This is a genomic window from Pseudomonas sp. 2848 (assembly GCF_003253945.1).
Classification (GTDB): Bacteria; Pseudomonadota; Gammaproteobacteria; order Pseudomonadales; family Pseudomonadaceae; genus Aquipseudomonas.
Window position 1 is genome coordinate 97,536 of sequence record NZ_QKZD01000001.1, and the last position, 21,207, is coordinate 118,742.

Genomic DNA, 21,207 nt, shown 5'->3' on the forward strand with positions numbered 1-21,207 from the left:
GAACATTGATCCAGGACGACAAAGAATGAAAATGACCACACGTCTGCTGCAAGCCGGTGTACTGGGCATGTCCCTGCTGGCATCCAGCGTCATGGCTGCGGTTTCCGCTGACGAGGCCGCCAAGCTGGGCGCGTCGCTCACCCCGATGGGCGCCGAGAAGGCCGGTAACGCCGATGGTTCCATCGGCCCGTGGGAGCCGCTGTCCAAGAGCGCCGGCAGTGCTGACGCCAAGGGCTTCCTCTCCGACCCTTACGCCAGCGAAAAACCGCTGTTCACCATCACCGGGCAGAACGTCGACCAGTACAAGGACAAGCTTTCGCCTGGCCAGGTGGCGATGTTCAAGCGCTACCCGGATAGCTACAAGATTCCGGTGTACAAGACCCACCGCAGTTCCACGGTGCCGGACGATGTCTTCGCCGCGATCAAGGAAAACGCCACCAAGACCACCCTGGTCGCCGGTGGCAACGGCCTGGAGAACTTCAAGACAGCCGTGCCGTTCCCGATTCCCAAGGATGGCCTGGAGGTGATCTGGAACCACATCACCCGCTACCGTGGCGGCAGCGTGACTCGCTTGGTCACCCAGGCCACCCCGCAGCAGAACGGCTCCTACAGCCTGGTGTACTTCCAGGACCAGTTCGTCTTCCGCGACAAGATGAAGGACTACGATCCGGCCAACCCCGGCAACATCCTGTTCTACTTCAAGCAGGAAGTGACCGCTCCGGCACGTCTGGCCGGGACCGTGCTGCTGGTCCACGAAACCCTCGACCAGGTCAAGGAGCCGCGCAAGGCGTGGATCTACAACGCCGGCCAGCGCCGCGTGCGCCAGGCGCCGCAAGTGTCCTACGACGGTCCGGGTACCGCCGCCGACGGCCTGCGTACTTCCGATAACCTGGACATGTACAACGGTGCGCCAGACCGTTACGACTGGAAGCTCGAAGGCAAGAAGGAGATGTATATCGCCTCCAACGCCTACAAGCTGGACGATCCGAAGCTCAAGTACAGCGACATCATCAAGGCCGGGCATATCAACCAGGACCTGTCGCGTTACGAGCTGCGTCGCGTCTGGCACGTGGTCGCAACGCTCAAGCCGGGCCAGCGCCACATCTATGCCAAGCGTGACTTCTATATCGACGAGGACACCTGGCAGGCCGCGGTGATCGACCAGTATGACGGTCGCAACCAGTTGTGGCGTGTTTCCGAGGCTCACGCCCAGCCGTACTACAACGTGCAGGTGCCGTGGTACACCCTGGAAGCCATCTACGACCTGCAATCGGGCCGGTACCTGGCGCTGGGCATGAAGAACGAAGAGAAAAGTGCCTACAACTTCGGCTTCAGCGCCAGCAAGGCCGAGTTCCAGCCGGCTGCCCTGCGTCAGTCAGGTGTCCGTTGAGCCATTGAGCGCAACCTCCGTTTGATCTCCCAGAACGCCCCGGCTTGCCGGGGCGTTTCTGTTCCCGCGAGGGAGAATTACTGCTGTCTATCAGTGTTGTTTCTTTTTGTCGTAGTCTTTATGGCGCAAAGCGCGCACATCATCTTCAAATGCGCAGCGTTTGCCGCTAGTCTCGCAACAACCCGTACCGCCGCCATATTCCAATCAGAACGAGCCGGCCATGACAGACTTGTCCCGTACGCATGGAGTCGCCAGCCAGGCCCTGGGCCTGTTGGACGGGCGTTTCTTCCGGCCACCGCTGCCGGAGGCGCACGTGCCTCGGGCACGCCTGTGCCAGCGCCTGCAAACGGGCCTGTCGGGGCGCCTGCTGTTGGTGAACGCGCCTGCGGGGTTCGGCAAGAGTTCCCTCGCCATCGAGTTCTGCCAGGAGCTGCCCGGCCATTGGCGCAGCCTCTGGCTAGGGTTGAGCCAGCGCGATGCCGACCCGGGCCGCTTTCTCGAGCGCCTGCTCCAAGGGCTGCAGCAGTTCTGCCCGGCGCTCGGCGGGCAGGCCATGGGCCTGTTGAAGATGCGCCAGCGTCATCAGCCCTTCGCCTTCGAGGAATGGCTCGATGGGCTGCTCGATGAGCTCGCGCTCTACCTGCAGCCGGACACCCCCCTGTTGCTGGTGCTGGATGACTACCATCTGGCCCAGGGCCCGGTGCTCGACCGATGCCTGCAGTTCTTCCTCAATCACCTGCCTGCCGGGTTGGTCCTGCTGGTCACCAGCCGTCAGCGGCCCGACTGGCACCTGGCACGCCTGCGCCTGTCGCGCCAGCTGGTCGAGCTCAACGAGCAGGACTTGCGCCTGACTGCCGATGAAGCGCTGGCGGTCATCGGCCGCCAGCCCACCGGTCTGCGCGGCCAGGCCCTGGACAACCTGATCCAGCGCAGCGACGGCTGGGTGGCCGGGCTGCGCTTCTGGCAGCTGGCGGCCAGCGAGTCCGGCGATGACAACGCCTTGCCCCAGGCACTGCATGGCGGCGAGGGATTGATTCGCGACTACCTGCTCGAGGAAGTGATCGAAATCCTGCCGGCGCCCGTGCAGGCGTTTCTCTACGACACCGCGTGCCAGGAGCGTTTCTGCGCCGAACTGTGTGATGCCCTGCGCGAGCGGCACGACAGTGCCGAGATCCTGCGCTACCTGCAGGCCCACCAGGTGTTCCTGGTGCCGCTGGATGAGCACGGGCTGTGGTTCCGCTATCACCATCTGTTTTCCGACCTGTTGCGTAGCCGGCAGGCCAGTGGCCCCCAGGCGGGGTTGCACTTGCGTGCCTGCCGCTGGTTCGAAGGGCAGGGCCTGCTGGACGAGGCGGTGGAGCAGGCCCTGCGGGCCGGCCATCTGGATGTGGCGGCGGACCTGGTACAAAGCCTGTCGGAGGAGCAACTGCTCGCCGAGCAGAATGTCGGCATGCTGCTGCGCTGGAAAATGGATTTGCCCGACAGCCTGCTGATCAGTACGCCCAGGTTGATTGTCCTGTACAGCTGGGCCCTGGGGCTTGCCTGCCAGTTGGACGCCGCCGAGGAACTGGCAGCCTACCTGAGCCGTTTCCTGCCCGCGCCTTCGGCCACGGCGCAAAAATCGATGCTCGCCCAGTGGCTGGCCTTGAGCGGGGTCATCGCCCGCGGCCGTGGTGATCGCGAGCGAACCCTCGCCTATTGTGGCGAGGCGCTGCAGAGCCTGCCGAACAAACGTTATGGGCAGCGCCTGGTGTGCCTGTCGACCTTGTCGAACCTGGCCATCGCCGATGGCGATTTCTGGCGGGCGCGGGGCTGGAACCGAGAGGCGCTCGAGTTGGCGCAACGGGTCGGCAACCCGCTGTTCGAGGCACTGGCCCATTACGACCGGGCGCGGGTGCTGCACGCTCGAGGCGAGATACTGCGGGCACTGGATGAAGTGCGCCAGGGGTTGCAACGGTTGCAGGGCCTGTCGGGTCAACGCCTGTATGCGGTGCGCGCGCGCCTCACCTTGTACGAGGGCTACCTGTTGGCCACCCGCCTGCACTGTGCCCCGGGCCGTGCGCGGTTGCGCGCCGGGCTCAGCGAGGCGCGCAGCTGTCGCGATATCAGTGTCCTGATCGGGCACTGCGTGATCGCTTCGCTCGATGGGCGCGAAGGGAGGTTCGCCGAGGCATTTTGCGAGCTGGCCGAGGCCGAGCGGTTGATGCATATCTGGGATGTGCCGCCGATCTTCTACCTGGCCATGATTACCCTGGTGAAATGCGAGCTCTGGTTGGCCCAGGGCCGTACGGACCTGGCGGAGTCGTGGCTGTTGCGCCTGGGGCAGACCTACGGTGGCGAGCAGCCTGCCGCCGCGCCGGAGTTCCACCCCTTGTTGCCGCTGCATATCGAGTTGCAGCAAGCGTTGCTGGAGCGAGTGCTGGCCCGTGTCGACGATGCCGAAGCCAGGCTGCACAGGCTGATCGAGCGCGGGCAGGCCAGCGCTGGCATGACGTTGATGGTCAGCGCGCAATGCCAGTTGATCGCGTTGTTGTTGGCCCAGGGGCGTGAGCCCGAGGCGGCCAAGCTGCTTGCCCAGGCACTGGAGGCTGCGCAAGGAGGTGCCTTGCAGGCATTCCAGCGCTTGATCGAGGAGCAGCCGCAATGGCTGCGTGAGCAGTTGGCCGGCCGTGCCGCCTGCCCCGTGCAGCGCGATCTGCTGACGTACCTGCCGCAGACCCTCGTCGCCAGCACCTGCACCACCGAGGCCCTGAGCAGCCGCGAGTTCGCCGTGCTGGAACTTATTGCCCAGGGTTGTTCGAACCAGCAGATCAGCGAGCGGCTGTTCATTTCCCTGCATACGGTCAAGACCCACGCCAGTCATATCAACAGCAAGCTGGGCGTGGAGCGGCGGACCCAGGCGGTGGCCAGGGCCAAGTCCCTCGGGTTGCTCGTCTAGTGGTTTACAGCAGGGGCGGCCGTTAACATAGCGGCACAAGGCTATCGCCGTTCCGGGCTCATCTTTCTCGATCCGCTGCCGATACACTTTTCGGCGATACGCATCGCCGCGCCACTTCCCACTTCTTCCAATACAGGTCGTGTTGATGCTGCAGTACGGGCAAAAAAGCTTTCTGATCGTCGACGACTTTACCGACTTCCGTACCTCGACCCGCTCGATGCTTCGCGAGCTGGGTGTACGCGACGTGGACACCGCCGACAGTGGCGAACAGGCGCTGCGCATGTGCGGGCAGAAACGCTACGACTTCATCCTTCAGGATTTCCACCTGGGTGATGGCAAGAAGAATGGCCAGCAGGTGCTCGAGGACCTGATTCTCGACAAGCTCATCAGCCATGAATGCGTGTTCATCATGGTCACCGCTGAAAGTAGCCAGGCCATCGTGCTCAGCGCCATCGAGCACGAGCCCGACGCCTACCTGACCAAGCCCTTCAATCGCGTGGGCCTGGCCCAGCGTCTGGAGAAGCTGACCCAGCGCAAGACCTTGCTCAAGCCTATTCTCCAGGCCCTGGATCGCAGCCGCCCGGCCGAGGTGCTCGCCGCCTGCGCCGAGCTGTGCAAGAAAGACCCGCGGTTCGCCCCGTTGTGCCTGCGCTATCGCGCCGATGCCCTGCGCGACCTCAATCGTTTCGACGAACTGGAGAAATTCCTCAAGAACATCCTGGCCAGCCGCCCACAGCCCTGGGCCTACGCGGCGCTCGGCAGCCTGTTGCACAAGCGTGGCCAGAACGCCCAGGCCCAGGGCGTCTACGAGCAGGCCCTCAAGGCCTTCCCGATCATGCCCAACCTGTACGATGGCATGGCCGATGTGCTGGTGGCCCAGGGCGAAACCAAGCGCGCCCAGCACATGCTCGAAGAGGCTGTGCGCCTGTCGCCGCTCGCCGTGCGCCGCCAGGCTGCGCTGGGCAAGCTGGCGCTGGACAACGCCGACTTCGAAAGCGCGTCCAAGGCCTATCGGCATGCGGTCAACCAGGGGCAGAGCTCGCGCTACAAGGACGCCGAAAGCAATCTTGGCCTGGTCCAGGCGCTGATGAGCAAGAACACCGGCAACGGTCTCGATGCGCGTACCCGGGTGGAAATCAACACCGTGCTCAGCGAGGTGGCCAAGGAGAACGTCGAGGACCAGGGTCTGCAGGTGCGCGCCCGCTTGATGAAGGCCGCCAGCCTGCAGCAGGCCGGTGACCCGGATACCGCCGCCAAGCTCACCGAGCAGGCGATGCTGCGCCTGGAAAAAATGGATCAGTTCTTCTCCGTCGAGGCGGCGCTGACGGTGGCCAAGCAGTTGCAGCAACTCGGTCAGGACGCGGCGGGCACCTCTATCCTCAAGGGTTGCGTGGAAACCTACGGGGACGACCCCAAGGTCATGCAGAGCGTCGCCAAACTCACCGACGACCCGCTGGTGCTGGGGGCGGTGACCGAAGCCGTGGACCTCAATCGCCAGGGCGTGCGCAGCTACCAGGGTGGCCAGCTCAACGAGGCGCTGGGCATGTTCCGCAAGGCGCTGTCGCTGCAACCGAAGAACATCAGTATCGCCCTGAACACCGCCCAGGCGCTGCTGCGCATCGGCGGCGAGACGCCACCGCCGGCGTTGATGCAGGAGTGCCGCGACTGCCTTACCAGCGTGGCCGGCATTCCCGCCAGCGACAGCCGCTATGACCGTTACCGCAAACTGCACATCCGGGTCTTTGGCGCATGAACCAGGACAACCAGGGGCTGGACTTTTCCACGGTGATCGCCTCCACCGTGCACGACCTGAAGAACTCCCTCTCGGCGCTGACCCACGCCCATAGTCAATGGCTGGCGCGCCTGCCCGAAGAGTTGCGCGGCGGTACCGAACAGGGCGTGGTGGAGCACGAGCTCAGCCACCTGAACGGCATGCTCGTGCAGTTGCTGGGGCTGTACAAGCTGGGCGTCAACCAGTTGCCCATCTGCCCGGACTACCACGAGCTGGATGACTTCATCGAGGCCCAGCTGGCGGCCCAGGAAGACGTGATCAAGCACCGCGACATCCTCGCTACCTGGCGTATCGAGACCGAAAGCCCGTTGGGGTTCTTCGACCGTGAACTGGTCGCCTCGGTGGTGGCCAATGTCCTCACCAACGCCATCCGCTATGCCGGCCACGCCTTGTTGATCAGCATCGAGGAAGAGCGCGAGCAGTTGGTGATCAGCGTCAACGACGACGGCGCCGGTTATCCACAGCGCATGCTCGAGCGCCAGCATGACTACGTGCAGGGCATCGACTCTCAGAGTGGCAGTACCGGATTGGGGCTGTATTTCGCGGCGCGGATTGCCGCGTTGCACGAGCGCAATGGCGTGCGCGGGCGGATCGAGATCGCCAATGGCGGGACGCTGGGGGGCGGGTTGTTCCGGTTGTATCTGCCTTGATTTGGTGAGAGGCAAGCTGGACCATGGTCATATTCGCTCCCTCTATCGACTGTACCGAGTTCCAGGAAGATGAACCCATTGCCCGTTAGCCTCATCCGCGAAACCTTCCCCGTTGGCCCCTTGCAGTGCAACTGCACCTTGATCGGTGACCCGGTCAGCAAGCACGCCATCGTCGTCGACCCAGGCGGGGACGAGCAGAAGATCCTCGCCCGCCTGCAGCACCATGGCCTGACCCTGGTGAGCATCATCCACACTCACGCGCACTTCGACCATTTCCTCGCCTCGGGCAGGCTCAAGGAGCTGACCGGCGCCACGCTGCACCTACACAAGGCCGACCAGCCGCTGTGGGAAAACCTGGAAATGCAGTGTCAGATGTTCGGCGTGCCCTATACGCCGGTACCGTCACCGGACCGCTGGCTGAGCGACGACGAGGCGCTGGCATGCGGCTGCGGCGTGGCGTTGCACACCCCCGGGCACACGCCGGGCTCGATGAGTTTCTGGTTCGCCGAGCACAAGTTGCTGATCGCCGGCGATACCTTGTTCCGCCGTGGTGTCGGGCGCACCGATTTGTGGGGAGGCGATCAGCGGGCTATCGTTCGTTCCATCAAGGAACGGCTGTACCGCCTGGATGAGGACGCCATCGTGGTGACCGGCCATGGCCCGGACACCCGCCTCGGCGACGAGATGCGCGAGAACCCCTTCGTGCGTGCCTGAGGTTTCATGGAATTTTTCCGCTGCGCTGCAATCCAAGGCTGGCATAGATCCGTAGTCGATCCGCTGCACTTTCGAATTTCAGTAGGAGCTTGTCCATGTTCACCATGCGTCGTCTGATTATCGTCGCTACCGCCGCCGCGCTGATGTCTGGTTGTGCCAGCCCCAACCCGTATGACAGCCAGGGCCAGGCGCAGGGCTCCACAGGGATGAGCAAGACCGCCAAGTATGGTGGCCTTGGCGCGCTGGCCGGCGCCATCGCCGGTGCCGCCATCGACCACAACAACCGTGGCAAGGGGGCGTTGATCGGCGCCGCCGCGGTCGGTGCCGCCGCTGCCGGTTACGGCTACTACGCCGACAAGCAGGAAGCCGAGCTGCGGGCGCAGATGGCCAATACCGGCGTCGAAGTGCAGCGCCAGGGTGACCAGATCAAACTGATCATGCCGGGCAACATCACCTTCGCCACCGATTCGGCGAACATTGCCCCAAGCTTCTACTCGCCGCTGAACAACCTGGCCAACTCGTTCAAGCAGTTCAACCAGAACACCATCGAGGTGGTGGGCTTCACCGACAGCACCGGCAGCCGCCAGCACAACATGGACCTGTCGCAGCGACGCGCCCAGGCGGTCAGCACCTACCTGACCTCCCAGGGCGTGGATTCGTCGCGGGTCAGCGTGCGTGGCATGGGCCCGGACCAGCCGATCGCCAGCAACGCCGATGCCAATGGCCGTGCGCAGAACCGTCGCGTCGAGGTCAACCTGAAGCCGATCCCGGGCCAGCAGTATGACCAGCAAGGCACCGTGCAGCAGTACCCATAAGCGCCAGGTTGACGATGCCGGGGCTGAGCGCCAGCCCCGGCAATTGCGCTAGATCGCCGGGCACTGGTTGGTCACGCAGTGAATCCCACCCCCTCCCGCCGCAATGGCGTCGATGTCCAACTGCACCACCTTGCGCCCCGGGTACAGCTTCACCAACAACGCCCGCGCCTGCTCATCGGCACTGCGGTCCCCGAACTGCGGGGCGATCACCGCTCCGTTGATCACGAAGTAATTGATGTACCCCGCCGCGAAATCCGGATTGTCCTCGTTGAACTTGCTGCGCCTTGGTTTCAAGGGTGGCGACATCGTATGCACCTGTAGCTTGCGCCCGTCGGCATCGGTGGCGTTGCGCAGGATCTCGAGGTGCTTGAGTGTCACCTCATGGTCGTAGGAGTCCGGATCGTTGTCCAGGTTCGCCACCGCCACGCCGGGCGCGGCAAAGCGGGCATAGAAGTCCACGTGGGCATCAGTGATGTCCTTGCCCTTGATACCCGGAAGCCAGATGATCTTGCGCAGCCCCAGCCGCTCCTTCAGCTCGGCCTCGACCTGGGCTTTGCTCCAGCCGGGGTTGCGGTTGCTGTTGATCCAGCTGCTCTCGGTCATGATCCCGGTACCGTGGCCGTCCACTTCGATACCACCACCTTCACCCACCAGTTCGCTCTGCTGGTATTGGGCGCCAGCCAACTTGGCGACGCGGGCCGCGAGTTTGGCGTCGTAGCGATGCTGCTGCTTGCCGCCCCAGCCGTTGAAGTTGAAGTCCACGGCGCCCAGGGCGCCATCGTCATCGACCACGAAGTTGGCGCCGATATCGCGCATCCAGATGTCGTCCAGCTCGGTCTCGACGTAGGTGATGTTGTGGCTGCCGCATTCCTCCTCGGCAATATCGCGTTCGCTGGCGCGGCAGAACACCGTCACCGGCTGGTAGGCAGCGATGGCGCGGGCGATGCGCCCGAGGGCGGCCTGGACGTCTTCGGTGAAGTCTTCCCAGATGGCGTCCTGGGCACCGAAGGCGATGTAGGCGCGTTGCTGCTGCTCACCCTCGTCGGGCATGAACCAGCGGCCGGCTTCGCTGGCGCTGGCGAAGGGCAGGCCGAAGCTGGCGGCGGCGCCGAGGCCGGCGACGACGCTCATGTGTTGGAGGAAAGTGCGGCGAGTGGGCATGCGGTCAGTCCTGTGCGGTCTTGAAACGGGTCCAGACACGCATGCGCGCACGCATGTCGGCCTGGGGGATGTCCTTGCCCGGGATCAAGCGGGTGAAGGTGGCATCGCTGAGGTAGATGTCCGGGTTGTCACGCAGGCGCGCGTCCACCTGCGACCGGGCCTTGGCACTGGCGGTGGGGTAGCCGGTGAAGTTGCTGATCGCGGCCATGTTCTCCGGGCGCATGACGAAGTTGATGAAACGATAGGCGTACTCCGGGTGCTTGGCATCGGCGGGGATGGCCATGGTGTCCATCCACACCGTGGTGCCTTCGCGAGGCACGCGGTACTGGAAGTCGATGGCCCTGCCCGCGGCTTCGGCGGTGCGCTGGGCCTGGATCACGTCGCCGCTGTAGCCCAGCGACAGGCAGGTGTTGCCATTGACCAGCTCGGTGACCGGTTGCGACTGCAGCTTGCGCACGTACGGGCGTATGCCCTTGAGCAGCTCGCTGGCGGCGGCCAGGTCTTCACGTTTGGCGCTGCGCGGCTCGCGGCCCAGGTAGTGAAGCACCACGGCCAGCACTTCGTCGGGCGAGTCGATCATCGAGATGCCGCAGTCGGCGAACTTGGCCGCCAGCTCCGGCTTGAACAGCAGGTCGAGGCTGTCGAGCGGGGCGTCGGGCAGGCGCTCGCGGATTTTCTTCGCGTCCATGGTCAGGCCGATGGTGCCCCAGGTGTAGGGCACGGTGGCCTGGCTGGCCTTGGGGTAGCGGTCGTGCAACTGGCGCAGGCCGGGCTCTACATCGTCGAGCGCAGTCAGTTGCTTGCGATCCAGTGGCTGCAGGCTGCCGGCGCGCATCAGCCGTTCGGCCACGGTGTCGCCGGGAAATACCAGGTCGTAGCCGCTGCGCCCGGACATCAGCTTGGCCTCGAGCACCTCGCTGCCGTCCATGACGTCGTAGATCACCGGGATGCCGGTTTCGGCGGTAAAACGCTTGAGGGTGTCCTCGGCAAAGTAGTCGGCCCAGTTGTACAGGCGCAGGGCGTCCTGCTCGGCCTGGGCAACACCGGCGCAGGCCAGCAGGGCGGTGATGGCAAGCAGTTTCGATGGACGGCTTGGCATGGTTCAGGCCCTCGCAGTCTGTGGGGTTCGGCCGTCAAGGGTCAGCAGCGGCGCATACATGGCGGGGCGGCGGTCGCGGTAGATGCCCCAGCTCAGGCGGTCTTCGCGCATGCGCGCCAGGTCCAGGTCGTGCAGCCAGACGCCGCTGCTGTCGCGATCGGCTTCGGCGAGCAGGGCGCCCTTGTGGTCGCAGATGAACGACGAGCCGTAGAAGCGCATGCTCAGGCTGTCGTCGCTGCGCGCCACTTCATGGCCGACGCGGTTGGCGGCCACCACCGGCAGCAGGTTGGCGGCAGCATGGCCACGCATGGCCATCTGCCAATGGTCGCGTGAATCCAGTTCGGCGGCGCCAGGCTCCGAGCCGATGGCAGTGGGGAACAGCAGCACTTCGGCGCCCATCAGCGCCAGGCAGCGGGCGGTCTCGGGGAACCACTGGTCCCAGCAGATGCCGATGCCCAGGCGACCGAAGGCGGTGTCCCAGACCTTGAAACCGGTGTCGCCGGGGCTGAAGTATTCCTTTTCCTGGTAGCCAATGGCGTTGGGGATGTGGGTCTTGCGGTACACACCCAGCAGGCGCCCGTCGGCATCGGCCACGGTCAGCGAGTTGAAGAAGGCGTTGCCGGCCCGTTCATACCAGCTGAGCGGCAGGACCACGCCCAGTTCCTTGGCCAGCGCGGCGAAGCGCTTGAGCAGCGGGCTGTCGTGGTAGTCCTGGGCCAGGGCCTGGTGGCTGTGGCACTGCTCGATGCAGAAGTACGGGGTGGCGAACAGCTCCTGCAACAGGATCACCTGGGCACCCTGGGCAGCGGCCTGGCGCACCAGTTGCTCGGCGCGCTCGAGGTTGGCCGGCAGGTCCCAGCTGCAGGCCATTTGCGTGGTGGCGATGCGCAGCGTGCTCATGAGCGCGCTCCCTGCCAGGCCGGCTGCTGCTGGGTGATGCAATGAATGCCGCCACCGCCGTGGGCGATATGGTCGATGCGCACCGGTACCACTTCGCGACCGGGGAAGGCCTGGGCCAGTTGCTGCGCGGCCGCCTGGTCGGCGTCGATGCCATAGGCCGGCATGATCACCGCGCCGTTGGCCAGGTAGAAGTTGGTGTACGAGGCGCAGAACACCTCGGCTTCGCTGTCCACGGCCGCCGTGGCCTCGAACAGGTCGAGCAGTTCGAACGAACGGCCCTGGGCATCCGTGGCCAGTTCCAGCGCGCGGCGGTTCTCGCGGGCCACTTCGGCATACACCGAGCCCTGGTCGTGGGTGGCATCCACCAGTAGCACACCGGGGCGGGCGAAGGCGCACACGCCATCGACATGGCCGTCAGTCATGTCGCCGGTCACATACTGCGGGTCGCCCGGCAGCCAGATGGTCTTGCGGATGCCCAACAGGCGGGCGAAGCAATCCTCGAAATCCGTCTTGCTCAGGCCCGGGTTGCGATTGGGGTTGAGCAGCACCGATTCGGTGGTGATCAGGGTGCCTTCGCCGTCGACATGGATGGCGCCGCCTTCGTTGCACAGCGGGGTGCTCAGGCCTTCCAGGCCGAGGTGGTCGAGGATGCGCCGGGCCAGGCTGCGGTCCTTGCCGTGCTCGGATTTGCCGCCCCAGGCGTTGAAGCGCCAGCTCAAGCCCGCCACGCCCTGTTGCGGGTGGGTCAGGAAGGTCGGGCCGCTGTCGCGGCACCAACTGTCGTCCACGGCCAGCTCGACCAGCTCGATACCAGCGCCGCACAGTTCGCGGGCGATGGTCATGGCCGACGGATCGACCACCATTTTCACCGGCTCGAAGCGGGCGATGGCGGCGGCCACCCGGGCGTAGTCGCGCTGCACGTCGGCCAGGGTCACGCCCCAGCCCGACTCCCACAGCGGTTGATTGTGCGGCCAGATCATCCAGGTGGCGGCGTGGCGGGCCCATTCGGCGGGCATGCGCCAGCCGCTGTCGAGGGACAGGGTCATAGTGAACTCCGATCTATTAGGGATTGTTATCAACGAAGCCCGCCGTCGCGGGTGTTGTCGTCCATGTTATGGCTGGGAATCCGGGGCGACAAACGATAGATTTAGCGTATTTCTGATCAGTCAGGCTTATCAGTATGCTCAAGCATTGGCCCCCGCTAAACGCCCTGCGCGGCTTCGAAGCCGCCGCCCGCCTGGGCAGCTTCCACAAGGCCGCCGAAGCCCTGAACCTCACCCAGTCGGCAATCAGCCAGCAGATCCGTAGCCTGGAAAGCTACCTGGAGCAGCCGCTGTTCCACCGCAGTGGCCGCAGCGTCAGCCTGACCGATGCCGGGCACGACCTGCTCAGCACCACCCAGGCGCTGTTGCAGCAACTGGCGGTGGGCATCCGCCGGCTGGACCAGTACCGCAAGCCCAACCAACTGGTGGTCAACACCACCCCGGCGTTCGCCCGCCACTGGCTGTTACCGCGCCTTGCGGACTTCCACCAGCGCTGCCCGGAAGTGGACCTGTGGCTGTTCACCAGCTTCGAGGTGCCGGACATGGCCAGCGAAACCATCGACCTGGCGATCCGCGACGATATCGGCGCCCAGGCCGAATGCAGCTTCAGCGTGCTGCACCAGGACCAGCTGTATCCGGCGTGCCATCCGGACCTTCCCGAGCAGGGGCGGACCACCCTGCATGGCGAGCGGGAGATGGACTGGAGCCATTGGCAATTGGAGGGTGGTGAGGACGTGGGGCAGCAAGGCAAGGGGCTGAACTTCTCCGACCCAGGGTTGCTGCTGGAGGCGGCGGGCGAGGGGCTGGGGATCGCCCTGGTCAGTCAGTTGCTGGCGCGGCGGATGGTGGGCGAGGGGCGGTTGCGGCCCTTGTCGGTACAGCGCGTGCGCGGGCCGGTGTGGAGCTGCCTGGTGCATTGGGAAAGCCAGGAGGATCCGTTGGCGCGGCGGTTCCTGGGGTGGTTGAAGGCGGCGCTGGCACAGGCGTAGTGGGTGCCTTTGCCGGCCCCATCGCGGGGCAGTTGGTGTTTTGCATCGATCCGATCAACTCGTAATATGTGTCGGATATCCCACGAGGGTAGTCTCACCCTCTAGATCAATTGGCAACGCCCCACTGGCGGGCGCTGCCCCAGCCTAAACCTGACGAGGTACAGACATTGGCCATCATTCATCCCAAGGTTCGCGGTTTCATCTGCACCACGACTCACCCCAAGGGCTGCGAGCTCAACGTCCGTGACCAGATCGAAGCCACCCGCAAGCTGGGCGTGCGCGAGGATGGTCCGAAGAAAGTCCTGGTGATCGGTGCCTCCAGCGGCTACGGCCTGGCCGCCCGCATCACCGCGGCGTTCGGTTTCAAGGCCGACACCCTGGGCGTGTTCTTCGAAAAGCCGGGCACCGAGACCAAGGCCGGTACCGCCGGCTGGTACAACGCCGCCGCCTTCGACAAGTTCGCCAAGGCCGAAGGCCTGTACAGCAAGTCGATCAACGGTGACGCCTTCTCCGACGAAGCCCGCGCCAAGGTCATCGAGCTGATCAAGAACGAAATGGGCGGCCAGGTCGACCTGGTCATCTACTCCCTGGCCTCGCCGGTGCGCAAGCTGCCGCAGACCGGTGAAGTGATCCGCTCTGCCCTGAAGCCGATCGGCCAGCCGTACAAGTCGACCGCCATCGACACCAACAAGGACACCATCATCGAGGCCAGCATCGAGCCGGCCACCGAGCAGGAAATCGCCGATACCGTCACCGTGATGGGGGGCCAGGACTGGGAACTGTGGATCGACGCCCTGAATGCCGCCGGTGTTCTGGCGCCACAGGCCCGTACCGTGGCCTTCAGCTACATCGGCTCCGATATCACCTGGCCCATCTACTGGGACGGCGCGCTGGGCAAGGCCAAGCAGGACCTGGACGAAACCGCCCAGCGCCTGGGCAAAAAAGTCGGTGGCAGCGCCAACGTCGCGGTGCTGAAGTCGGTGGTTACCCAGGCCAGCTCGGCCATCCCGGTGATGCCGCTGTACCTGTCGATGGTCTTCAAGATCATGCAGGAGAAGGGTATCCACGAAGGTACCCAGCACCAGCTGGACCGCATGTTCCGTGACCGCATGTACCGTGCGGACGGTGCGCCGGCTGCACTGGACGACGAAGGCCGTCTGCGTCTGGACGACTGGGAGCTGCGTGATGATGTGCAGGACGCCTGCCGTGCCATGTGGCCGAAGGTGACCACCGAGAACCTGTTCGAGCTGACCGACTACGCCGGTTACAAGAAACAGTTCCTCAACCTGTTCGGCTTCGAGCGCGCTGACGTCAACTACGACGAAGACGTAGCCACCGACGTACGGTTCGACTGCATCGAGCTGTAAGCAAGTCCTTGACCGCGCAGCCGTTGATGGCGGTTGCGCGGTTCCCGCCGACGACTTGTTAATATTCTGAAACAAATCCCTCGCTGGCCCTTTGCCATGGCCACCCTCCGCCTGATCTATACCCCAGCTATTGGCCTGGCAATTTCGCTGGCGCCGAGGAGGGAGCAATGGGCGTACTGCAAAAACTACAAGAACGCATCCGCCGGAAGGGCCTCAAGCGCACCTTCAAGACTTTTTTCGAGCGCTACGTGTTCTTCCACTGGGAACTGCTGTGGATGGAGCGCGACCTGATCAGCCCTGTGCCGCCGCACAGCCTCAAGGCGCATGCGCCGGTCACCCTTGTGCAGATCACCACGGCCAATGCCGATGCCTTCGCCCGGCATTTCGGCGACCGTGTCGAGACCATGCGCGAGCTGGCCGCCGAGGGCCATACCGGGCACATGTACCTGGATGAGCAGGGCGATGCCGTGGCATTCATCTGGGCCAGCGTGGTGGATTACCACGACAAGCATTACTACGGTTGCACCTTCCCGGTGAAACCCGGCGAGTTCTTCGAGTTCGGCGGCGAGATGACCCGGCCGTACTTTGGCAGCGAGTTGTCGGTGACGGCCCAGGTCGAGCTGTGGAACACCATGCGCGAGAAGGGCTGCCACAAGGTGGTGGACGTAGTGGAGACCCACAACGTGCCAGCAATGAAACTGCACCTGCGCATGGGGTACCACGAGCAGGGCCGGGTGATGCATGTGTACGGCCTGTTCGGTCGCTGGAAGCTGTTCCGCGAAACCCGCTACCACGGCTCGCGCCTGGCGGTGCTGCGCAAGCCGGGCGTGGCGCGGGCGCTGCCCACTACCTGAGGGCACAGGACCTGTAGGAGCGGCTTCAGCCGCGATGAAGCCAACGTGGTGTATGGCACCAGCTTCGCTGGTGATCGCGGCTGAAGCCGCTCCTACAAGGAACTTGAGCTGTTCGGGCATTTTTTTGCTAGCGTTGGCGCACGACAACAGCCCGTCCGTCAGCATGGCGCGACGCCGCAGGGAGCGCGCCATGAGCAGCCTTACCCAACCCGCCTGTGCCTTTCGTCATGTCGCCGCCGACGGCTATGGCCTCGGCGGATTTCGCTGGCGTCACGCCGAACCCGACCCCCTGCGTCCACTGGTGATCATCAACGCCGCCACCTCGGTGCGTTGCCGCTACTACTCGCGTTTCGCCGACTACCTGTTCGCCCAGGGCTTTGACGTGCTCACCTACGATTATCGCGGCATCGGCGAGTCGCGCCCGGCCACGCTGCGCGGTTTCCAGGCGTCCTGGAGCGATTGGGGCCGGCTGGACTTCGAAGCGATGTTGCAGCTGGCCGCCGCCGAGCATCCGGGCCAGCCGATGCATGTGGTCGGCCACAGCTTCGGCGGCTGGGCGCTCGGGCTGGCGCCGTCGGCGGGGCAGGTGCGCCATGCGCTGCTGGTGGGCGCGCAGTTCGCCTACTGGCGCGACTATGCGCCGGAGCAGCGTTGGCAGCTGTTCGGCAAATGGCACGTGGTGATGCCGCTGTTGACCCGGATGTTCGGCTATTTCCCCGGCAAGCGCCTGGGCTGGCTGGAGGATACCCCGGCCGGTGTGGTGCGCGATTGGGTTGCCCGCACGCCGCGTTACGAGCAGCGGCCCAGTGGGCGTCTACTGTCGGCGACGCCATTTGCCCAGGTACAGGCGGCGACCCTGGCCATCAGCCTGACTGACGATCCGTTCGGCACGGTGGCGGCCACTGAACGATTGTTGGGGTACCTGCAAACGGGCGAGCGGCGGCATCTGCGGGTGGCGCCTGTGGATATCTCGGTCGGGGAGATCGGGCACTTCGCGTTCTTTCACGATCGGTTTCGTGAAAGTCTGTGGCCGATTGCGCTGGAGTGGTTGCAGAAGGGGCGCCTTAAGGCTGGAACACCAGGCCGGCTCATCAGTTGATGTCCGGTTGGGGCCGCACAGCGGCCCCATCTGCTATCAGGCCAGGCGTGCAAGTGGCTGGGCGGTGAACTTCACCCCGGCCAGCCCATGCTTGATCAGCGCACGGATATTGCCATGGTCACTGCCCTCGGGCGTGGCGACCACGCCACGGTAGTGCTCACCGAAGGCCAGCAGTGCCTCCTGGTCGCTCAACCCTTCGAGCAGCGCCAGGCCCAGGGTCTTGCACGAACCTTCGTTCTGCCCGGCGGCGTTGTGCACGTCGCCATTGTCGAAGGCCTGGGGCTGGTAGCTGTAGTTCGCGGCGATGAAGGCCAGGGTGTCGGCAAAAACGTGTTCGCCGCTGGCGAGGCTGCTGCGCAGGGTATTCAGGTCAGTCACGCGGTTTTCCTTGTTCGAACGCCGCTTTCTGCTCGGCGCTGGCTTCGTTCTGGTATTGGGCTTTCCAATCGGCATAGGGCATGCCGTACACCTGCTCACGGGCATCGTCCAGGCTCAGCGCGATCTGGCGATCATCGGCGGCGGCCTTGAGCCACTTGGACAGGCAGTTGCGGCAGAAGCCGGAAAGGTTCATCAGGTCGATGTTCTGCACGTCGGTACGTTTTTGCAGGTGGTCGACCAGGCGCCGGAACGCGGCGGCTTCGAGTTCGAGCTGTTGTTGCGGGGTCATGGGCGATCTCTTCAGGTCATGCGGTTCTTCAGATGGCGGCCACCGTTGATGACCACCTGGCTGCCGGTGCTGTACTGGCTTTGCAGCAGGAACAGCACGGCGTCGATCAGTGGGCGGGCGCCGGGTTCGAATTCGAGCAGGGCCTTTTTCAGGGTCTGCTGGCGGTACTGTTCGTCGCCGCCTTCCTTGAGGATCAACAGACCGGGCAGGATACCGTTGACTCGCACCTTGGGCGCGTACTTTTCGGCGAACGACAGCACCATGTTCTGCAGCGCGGCCTTGGTCGCGGCATAGCCGATGTGGCTCTTGCTGCCGCGTGAGGAGGTCTCGTCGCAGATGTGGATGATGTCGGCCTTGTCCACCTTGTTCAGCAGCTCGCCGAGGGCGAGGTTGAGGTGGTAGGGCGCCTCGACGTGCAGGCGGAACATGGTGTCGAGGTTGTCCAGGCTATCGTCGAGCCATAGCGAGGCGTTATGGATGATCGCACGCAGGCCATCGTAATCACGTTGCAGGTACTCGATCAGGGCTTGGCGGTCTTCGCTGCGGGTCAGGTCGGCCTGGAACTGCCGGATGTTCGGGTGGGCAGCCTGCCCCTGCAAGGTGCGGCTGGCGCTGACCACCGTATGGCCGGCCTGGGCTAGCTCCATGGCCAGGGCCAGGCCGACGCGCTGGCTGGCGCCGGTGATGAGGATTGGGCTGTTCATGTTCGGGCGGTCTGTTCGTCTGTCCGTGCGTGATGCCCCAGCATACCCGAACTGCGCGGCCTTGCGAGCCCGTGCCTCAGCGGCTGCGCAGCCCCTGGGAACGTTCGGTGGCGGCGCGTGGCGTGGCGTTGAGCCAGCCGGCCAGCAGCCGGGTGGACAGGGGGATGAACAGGTACACCATCAATGGCGTCAGAGCCAGGGTACTGAGCAGCACTCGAGGCAGCAGGTCGAGTGGCGCCAGCCAGTGGCCGAACAGCAGGTTGAACAGTAGCGAAACCGGAAAGAACGCCAGCCAGATGGCCGTTGCCTGCTTCCAGCGTGGTGGTTTTTGCACTGTATTGGTGCCGAACCAGTCGTCGATACCGCTCACGCGCCTCTCTTTGGGGCGCTCGAACAGGCCGTTGCCGCGCTCCAGCCAGGCCCTGCGCGAAGCGGAATGCTCCCAGGCGTGCATGGTCTGTTCGCTGGCGAAGCGGAAAATGATCTGGAATTCGTCGCCCTCGCTCGGCGGGGCAAGGATGCCCGAACCCAGGTAGCCGGGAAAGTCGGTGGCCAACTGCTCGCCTTCGTGCAGCCAGGCCAGCAGGTCCTGGTAGCGGCCGCAGGCGGCGCGGCGCGACACCATCAAGGTGACGGGTGGGGTAGACATCGTGTATCTCCTGACGACGGGGCTGGCGGGTAGCCGGCCCCTGGCTTGCGGCCCGGGGTGATGGGCGGCGCAGGCGGACTTGCAAGAATCGGGCACGGATTATCGCCGATCAATCATGACCAGTCAGTTTCAGGGGCTGGACGGTCTTCAGGCGGTGAAGGGAGCCTGGGCGTGCAGTTCGGGGTGAGCCTTGCGGTGGGCCTGGAGGATGTACTCGCGCAGGCGCTCGATCTCTTCGGCCGGCGTGTGGGTCAGGTCGTAGGCGGCGAGGCGCGGGCCGATGCGCCGGCGCAGGGCGCCGTGCAGGCCGATCGGCGGGATGTCCTCGGCGGCGAAGCGCAGGTTGAATTGTGCAGGGGCTTCAGCCCCACCGCGCACTTCCAGCAGCACACCCTTGAAGGAAATGTCGCGTACCCACAGGTCGCTGGCCTGGCCGTGATCGTCCAGCAGCGCGGTCGGCTGCTGCAGCGAAAGGCGCCATGGCCGCAGCCTGGGGCCATCCTCGTAGATGTCCGGCGAGCCGAGTTGCAGGTGCAGGGCGTGGAATTCATCCTCGACCAGTTGCAGGGGAAAACTCAGCTGCTGGTTGTTGAAGCTGGCCTGCAGCGTCACCTGCTCATTGGCCACCAGGCGGGTGAGCAGGTCCTTGAGACGACGGTCGCCATTGACCAGCAGGCTCGACATGGGGTCGGCCAGGTTCAGTTGGGGCGAATGCTGCATGTCCTGGATGAAATCCAGTTCGTCCTGGGAGAGTAGGGCGTCTGCTTGCATGGTCTGACTCGAAGGGGCGATCGGTAACGGCGATTTCTTCACGGCGGTGGACAGTGGTCAATCCGCTTCGTTCCGGTCATTCGTCGGAAAATCCTGAAGCCTGTGACTTTAGCCGGAGGCGGCCTTTTGCCACTGTCGAATGCTAGTATCCTACGTTTTCACTCAGTTTCGGAATCCTCACCCGATGAAAGTCGCCATTATTTCCGGTTCGGTGTACGGCACCGCCGACGAAGTCGCCCGCCACGCCGAGTCGCTGCTCAAGGCCGCCGGCCTTGAAGCCTGGCACGCGGCACGCGCCACCCTGCAGGACATTGAGGGCTTTGGCCCCGACGCGTTGCTGGCGGTGACCTCGACCACCGGCATGGGCGAGCTGCCCGACAGCTTGATGCCGCTGTACAGCGCGATCCGCGACGTGCTGCCGGCGGCCTGGCGCGGCCTGCCGGGAGCGGTGATCGGCCTGGGCGATTCGAGCTACGGCGACACCTACTGCGGTGGTGGCGAGCAGATGCGCGAGCTGTTCGCCGAGCTGGGGGTGAACGAAGCGCTGCCGATGCTGCGACTCGATGCCAGTGAGACCGTGACACCGGAGACCGATGCCGAGCCGTGGCTGGCGGAATTTGCGGCTGTGCTGAAAGGCTGATTTTGCCTGGACCGGCCACGCGATAGGGCCGGTCGTCTCAATGCATGGCTGAGTCTTCACGCAACAATGCCAGCCACGCCTGCGCCGCCCGTGACAGATACGCACCGCGCCGCCAGATGAAGGCGATATCCCACCTCAGGTAATCCGGCGCCCGCAACGGCAAGCGCACCACTCCGGGCCGTTCCAGCGCCCGTGCGACGATCGCCGGCAGCAGCACCACGCCTTGCCCGGCCGCCACCAACGCGGCAAGAAAGTCTGCCTGGCCGCTACGCCCACCCTCCTTGGGCGTGAAGCCTTCCTGCTGGCAGGCGCTGAGCAATCGATCGTTGAGCACGAAGCTGCGCTGGTACAGCAGAAACGGCGTGTCGGCCAGCTGTGCCAGGGCAACGTCGACCTGCCCGGCCAGCGGGTGGTCGGCGGGCAGCAAGGCTTCCAGTGGTTCATTGCAGAACGGCTGGTAGTCGAACGCCGGGTCGCTCGGGGTGAGGCTACCGCCCAACTCCAACTCGCCACTCTTGACGGCCTGCTCGACCATGCGGCTGCCACCTTCGAGCAGTTGGATCGAAATATTCGGATGGCGCCGTCGATACTCGGCGAACAACCCAGCGAACAGTGCATCACTGCCCAGCAGCGGCAGGCCCAGGCGCAATTCGCCGCGGGCCATCTGGCTGAGGTCGTCCAGTTCGCTCAGCAGTTCCTGGCGTTGGCGCAACAGCGCCTCGCCGCGTTCCAGAACGATGCGCCCGGCGGCAGTCAGCAGCAGCTGTGAGCCTTGGCGTTCCAACAGCGGTTGGCCGATGTCCTGTTCCAGCTGGGCGACCTGCTTGCTCACCGCCGACTGGCTGACGTGCAGGGTGCTCGCCGCCTGGGTGAAGCCGCCTTTGTGGACGACTTCGATGAAACTGCGCAGCTGTTTGAATTCCATGTATGCCGGATTCCGTTTTGGAATGGCTGTCAGTCTAACA

General features: G+C 64.7%; 21 protein-coding genes. 11 read left to right on the forward strand and 10 right to left on the reverse strand.

Annotated features, from left to right (window positions below; genetic code table 11):
- Window positions 1-25: 25 nt before the first annotated feature.
- From DFS21_RS00505 to DFS21_RS00530, 6 genes are all read left to right on the forward strand, one after another.
- Window positions 26-1,390 (forward strand): DUF1329 domain-containing protein, encoded by a 1,365-nt coding sequence (locus tag DFS21_RS00505; protein ID WP_111531679.1) that lies wholly within the window; start codon window positions 26-28, stop codon window positions 1,388-1,390.
- 220 nt (window positions 1,391-1,610) lie between these two features.
- Window positions 1,611-4,328, forward strand: coding sequence for a LuxR C-terminal-related transcriptional regulator (locus DFS21_RS00510; protein ID WP_111531680.1), 2,718 nt, complete (start codon window positions 1,611-1,613; stop codon window positions 4,326-4,328).
- Between the two features lie 145 nt (window positions 4,329-4,473).
- Window positions 4,474-6,081: a tetratricopeptide repeat-containing response regulator gene (locus tag DFS21_RS00515; protein WP_038707358.1), complete on the forward strand. Its 1,608-nt coding sequence runs from the start codon at window positions 4,474-4,476 to the stop codon at window positions 6,079-6,081.
- A complete protein-coding gene (locus tag DFS21_RS00520; protein WP_102682550.1) occupies window positions 6,078-6,770 on the forward strand; it encodes a sensor histidine kinase KdpD in 693 nt (230 codons plus the stop codon). Before DFS21_RS00515 ends, DFS21_RS00520 begins: the two co-directional genes overlap by 4 nt.
- A gap of 69 nt (window positions 6,771-6,839) precedes the next feature.
- Complete coding sequence (locus DFS21_RS00525; protein ID WP_046857107.1) at window positions 6,840-7,484, forward strand: MBL fold metallo-hydrolase; 645 nt, start codon at window positions 6,840-6,842, stop codon at window positions 7,482-7,484.
- 95 nt (window positions 7,485-7,579) lie between these two features.
- The gene (locus DFS21_RS00530; RefSeq protein ID WP_023631281.1) at window positions 7,580-8,299 is read left to right on the forward strand and encodes an OmpA family protein; all 720 of its coding nucleotides are present in this window, start codon (window positions 7,580-7,582) and stop codon (window positions 8,297-8,299) included.
- A gap of 48 nt (window positions 8,300-8,347) precedes the next feature.
- Here DFS21_RS00530 and DFS21_RS00535 read toward each other — a convergent pair whose 3' ends face one another.
- Genes DFS21_RS00535 through DFS21_RS00550 form a run of 4 tightly spaced genes read right to left on the reverse strand, consistent with a single transcriptional unit; the run spans window position 8,348 to window position 12,505 of the window.
- Entirely contained in the window at window positions 8,348-9,460 is a 1,113-nt protein-coding gene (locus tag DFS21_RS00535) for an agmatine/peptidylarginine deiminase (RefSeq protein ID WP_111531681.1), read from the reverse strand.
- Between the two features lie 4 nt (window positions 9,461-9,464).
- On the reverse strand, window positions 9,465-10,559 hold the full coding sequence (locus tag DFS21_RS00540; protein ID WP_110700654.1) for an extracellular solute-binding protein: 1,095 nt from the start codon (window positions 10,557-10,559) through the stop codon (window positions 9,465-9,467).
- A gap of 3 nt (window positions 10,560-10,562) precedes the next feature.
- On the reverse strand, window positions 10,563-11,459 hold the full coding sequence (aguB, locus tag DFS21_RS00545) for an N-carbamoylputrescine amidase (protein ID WP_111531682.1): 897 nt from the start codon (window positions 11,457-11,459) through the stop codon (window positions 10,563-10,565).
- Window positions 11,456-12,505, reverse strand: coding sequence for an agmatine/peptidylarginine deiminase (locus DFS21_RS00550; protein WP_110700650.1), 1,050 nt, complete (start codon window positions 12,503-12,505; stop codon window positions 11,456-11,458). Before DFS21_RS00550 ends, aguB begins: the two co-directional genes overlap by 4 nt.
- Before the next feature lie 134 nt (window positions 12,506-12,639).
- On the opposite strand from DFS21_RS00550, the gene DFS21_RS00555 reads away from it, so the two are divergent.
- The 4 genes from DFS21_RS00555 to DFS21_RS00570 all read left to right on the forward strand — a co-directional run bounded on the left by DFS21_RS00555 (window position 12,640) and on the right by DFS21_RS00570 (window position 16,811).
- Entirely contained in the window at window positions 12,640-13,491 is an 852-nt protein-coding gene (locus DFS21_RS00555; protein ID WP_110700648.1) for a LysR substrate-binding domain-containing protein, read from the forward strand.
- Window positions 13,492-13,658: 167 nt separating this feature from the next.
- Window positions 13,659-14,858 (forward strand): enoyl-ACP reductase FabV, encoded by a 1,200-nt coding sequence (gene fabV / locus DFS21_RS00560; RefSeq protein WP_110700646.1) that lies wholly within the window; start codon window positions 13,659-13,661, stop codon window positions 14,856-14,858.
- Window positions 14,859-15,025: 167 nt separating this feature from the next.
- Window positions 15,026-15,712 carry a GNAT family N-acetyltransferase gene (locus DFS21_RS00565; protein WP_102682540.1) on the forward strand — a complete coding sequence of 229 codons (687 nt, stop codon included), beginning with the start codon at window positions 15,026-15,028 and terminating at the stop codon, window positions 15,710-15,712.
- Between the two features lie 190 nt (window positions 15,713-15,902).
- The gene (locus DFS21_RS00570) at window positions 15,903-16,811 is read left to right on the forward strand and encodes an alpha/beta fold hydrolase (RefSeq protein WP_111531683.1); all 909 of its coding nucleotides are present in this window, start codon (window positions 15,903-15,905) and stop codon (window positions 16,809-16,811) included.
- Between the two features lie 36 nt (window positions 16,812-16,847).
- Here DFS21_RS00570 and DFS21_RS00575 read toward each other — a convergent pair whose 3' ends face one another.
- The 5 genes from DFS21_RS00575 to DFS21_RS00595 all read right to left on the reverse strand — a co-directional run bounded on the left by DFS21_RS00575 (window position 16,848) and on the right by DFS21_RS00595 (window position 19,602).
- Complete coding sequence (locus DFS21_RS00575) at window positions 16,848-17,189, reverse strand: HopJ type III effector protein (RefSeq protein ID WP_111531684.1); 342 nt, start codon at window positions 17,187-17,189, stop codon at window positions 16,848-16,850.
- Complete coding sequence (locus DFS21_RS00580) at window positions 17,182-17,478, reverse strand: DUF1244 domain-containing protein (protein ID WP_110700640.1); 297 nt, start codon at window positions 17,476-17,478, stop codon at window positions 17,182-17,184. Before DFS21_RS00580 ends, DFS21_RS00575 begins: the two co-directional genes overlap by 8 nt.
- 11 nt (window positions 17,479-17,489) lie before the next feature.
- On the reverse strand, window positions 17,490-18,182 hold the full coding sequence (gene folM / locus DFS21_RS00585; RefSeq protein WP_110700638.1) for a dihydromonapterin reductase: 693 nt from the start codon (window positions 18,180-18,182) through the stop codon (window positions 17,490-17,492).
- 76 nt (window positions 18,183-18,258) lie between these two features.
- Complete coding sequence (locus tag DFS21_RS00590) at window positions 18,259-18,831, reverse strand: antibiotic biosynthesis monooxygenase (protein WP_023630531.1); 573 nt, start codon at window positions 18,829-18,831, stop codon at window positions 18,259-18,261.
- A 147-nt stretch (window positions 18,832-18,978) separates the two neighbouring features.
- Complete coding sequence (locus tag DFS21_RS00595; RefSeq protein WP_111531685.1) at window positions 18,979-19,602, reverse strand: hypothetical protein; 624 nt, start codon at window positions 19,600-19,602, stop codon at window positions 18,979-18,981.
- 184 nt (window positions 19,603-19,786) lie between these two features.
- Between DFS21_RS00595 and DFS21_RS00600 the strand changes: the two genes are divergently transcribed.
- The gene (locus tag DFS21_RS00600) at window positions 19,787-20,242 is read left to right on the forward strand and encodes a flavodoxin (protein ID WP_110700634.1); all 456 of its coding nucleotides are present in this window, start codon (window positions 19,787-19,789) and stop codon (window positions 20,240-20,242) included.
- Window positions 20,243-20,279: 37 nt separating this feature from the next.
- On the opposite strand, the gene DFS21_RS00605 is transcribed toward DFS21_RS00600, so the two are convergent.
- Entirely contained in the window at window positions 20,280-21,167 is an 888-nt protein-coding gene (locus tag DFS21_RS00605; RefSeq protein WP_110700632.1) for a LysR family transcriptional regulator, read from the reverse strand.
- Window positions 21,168-21,207 lie beyond the last annotated feature (40 nt).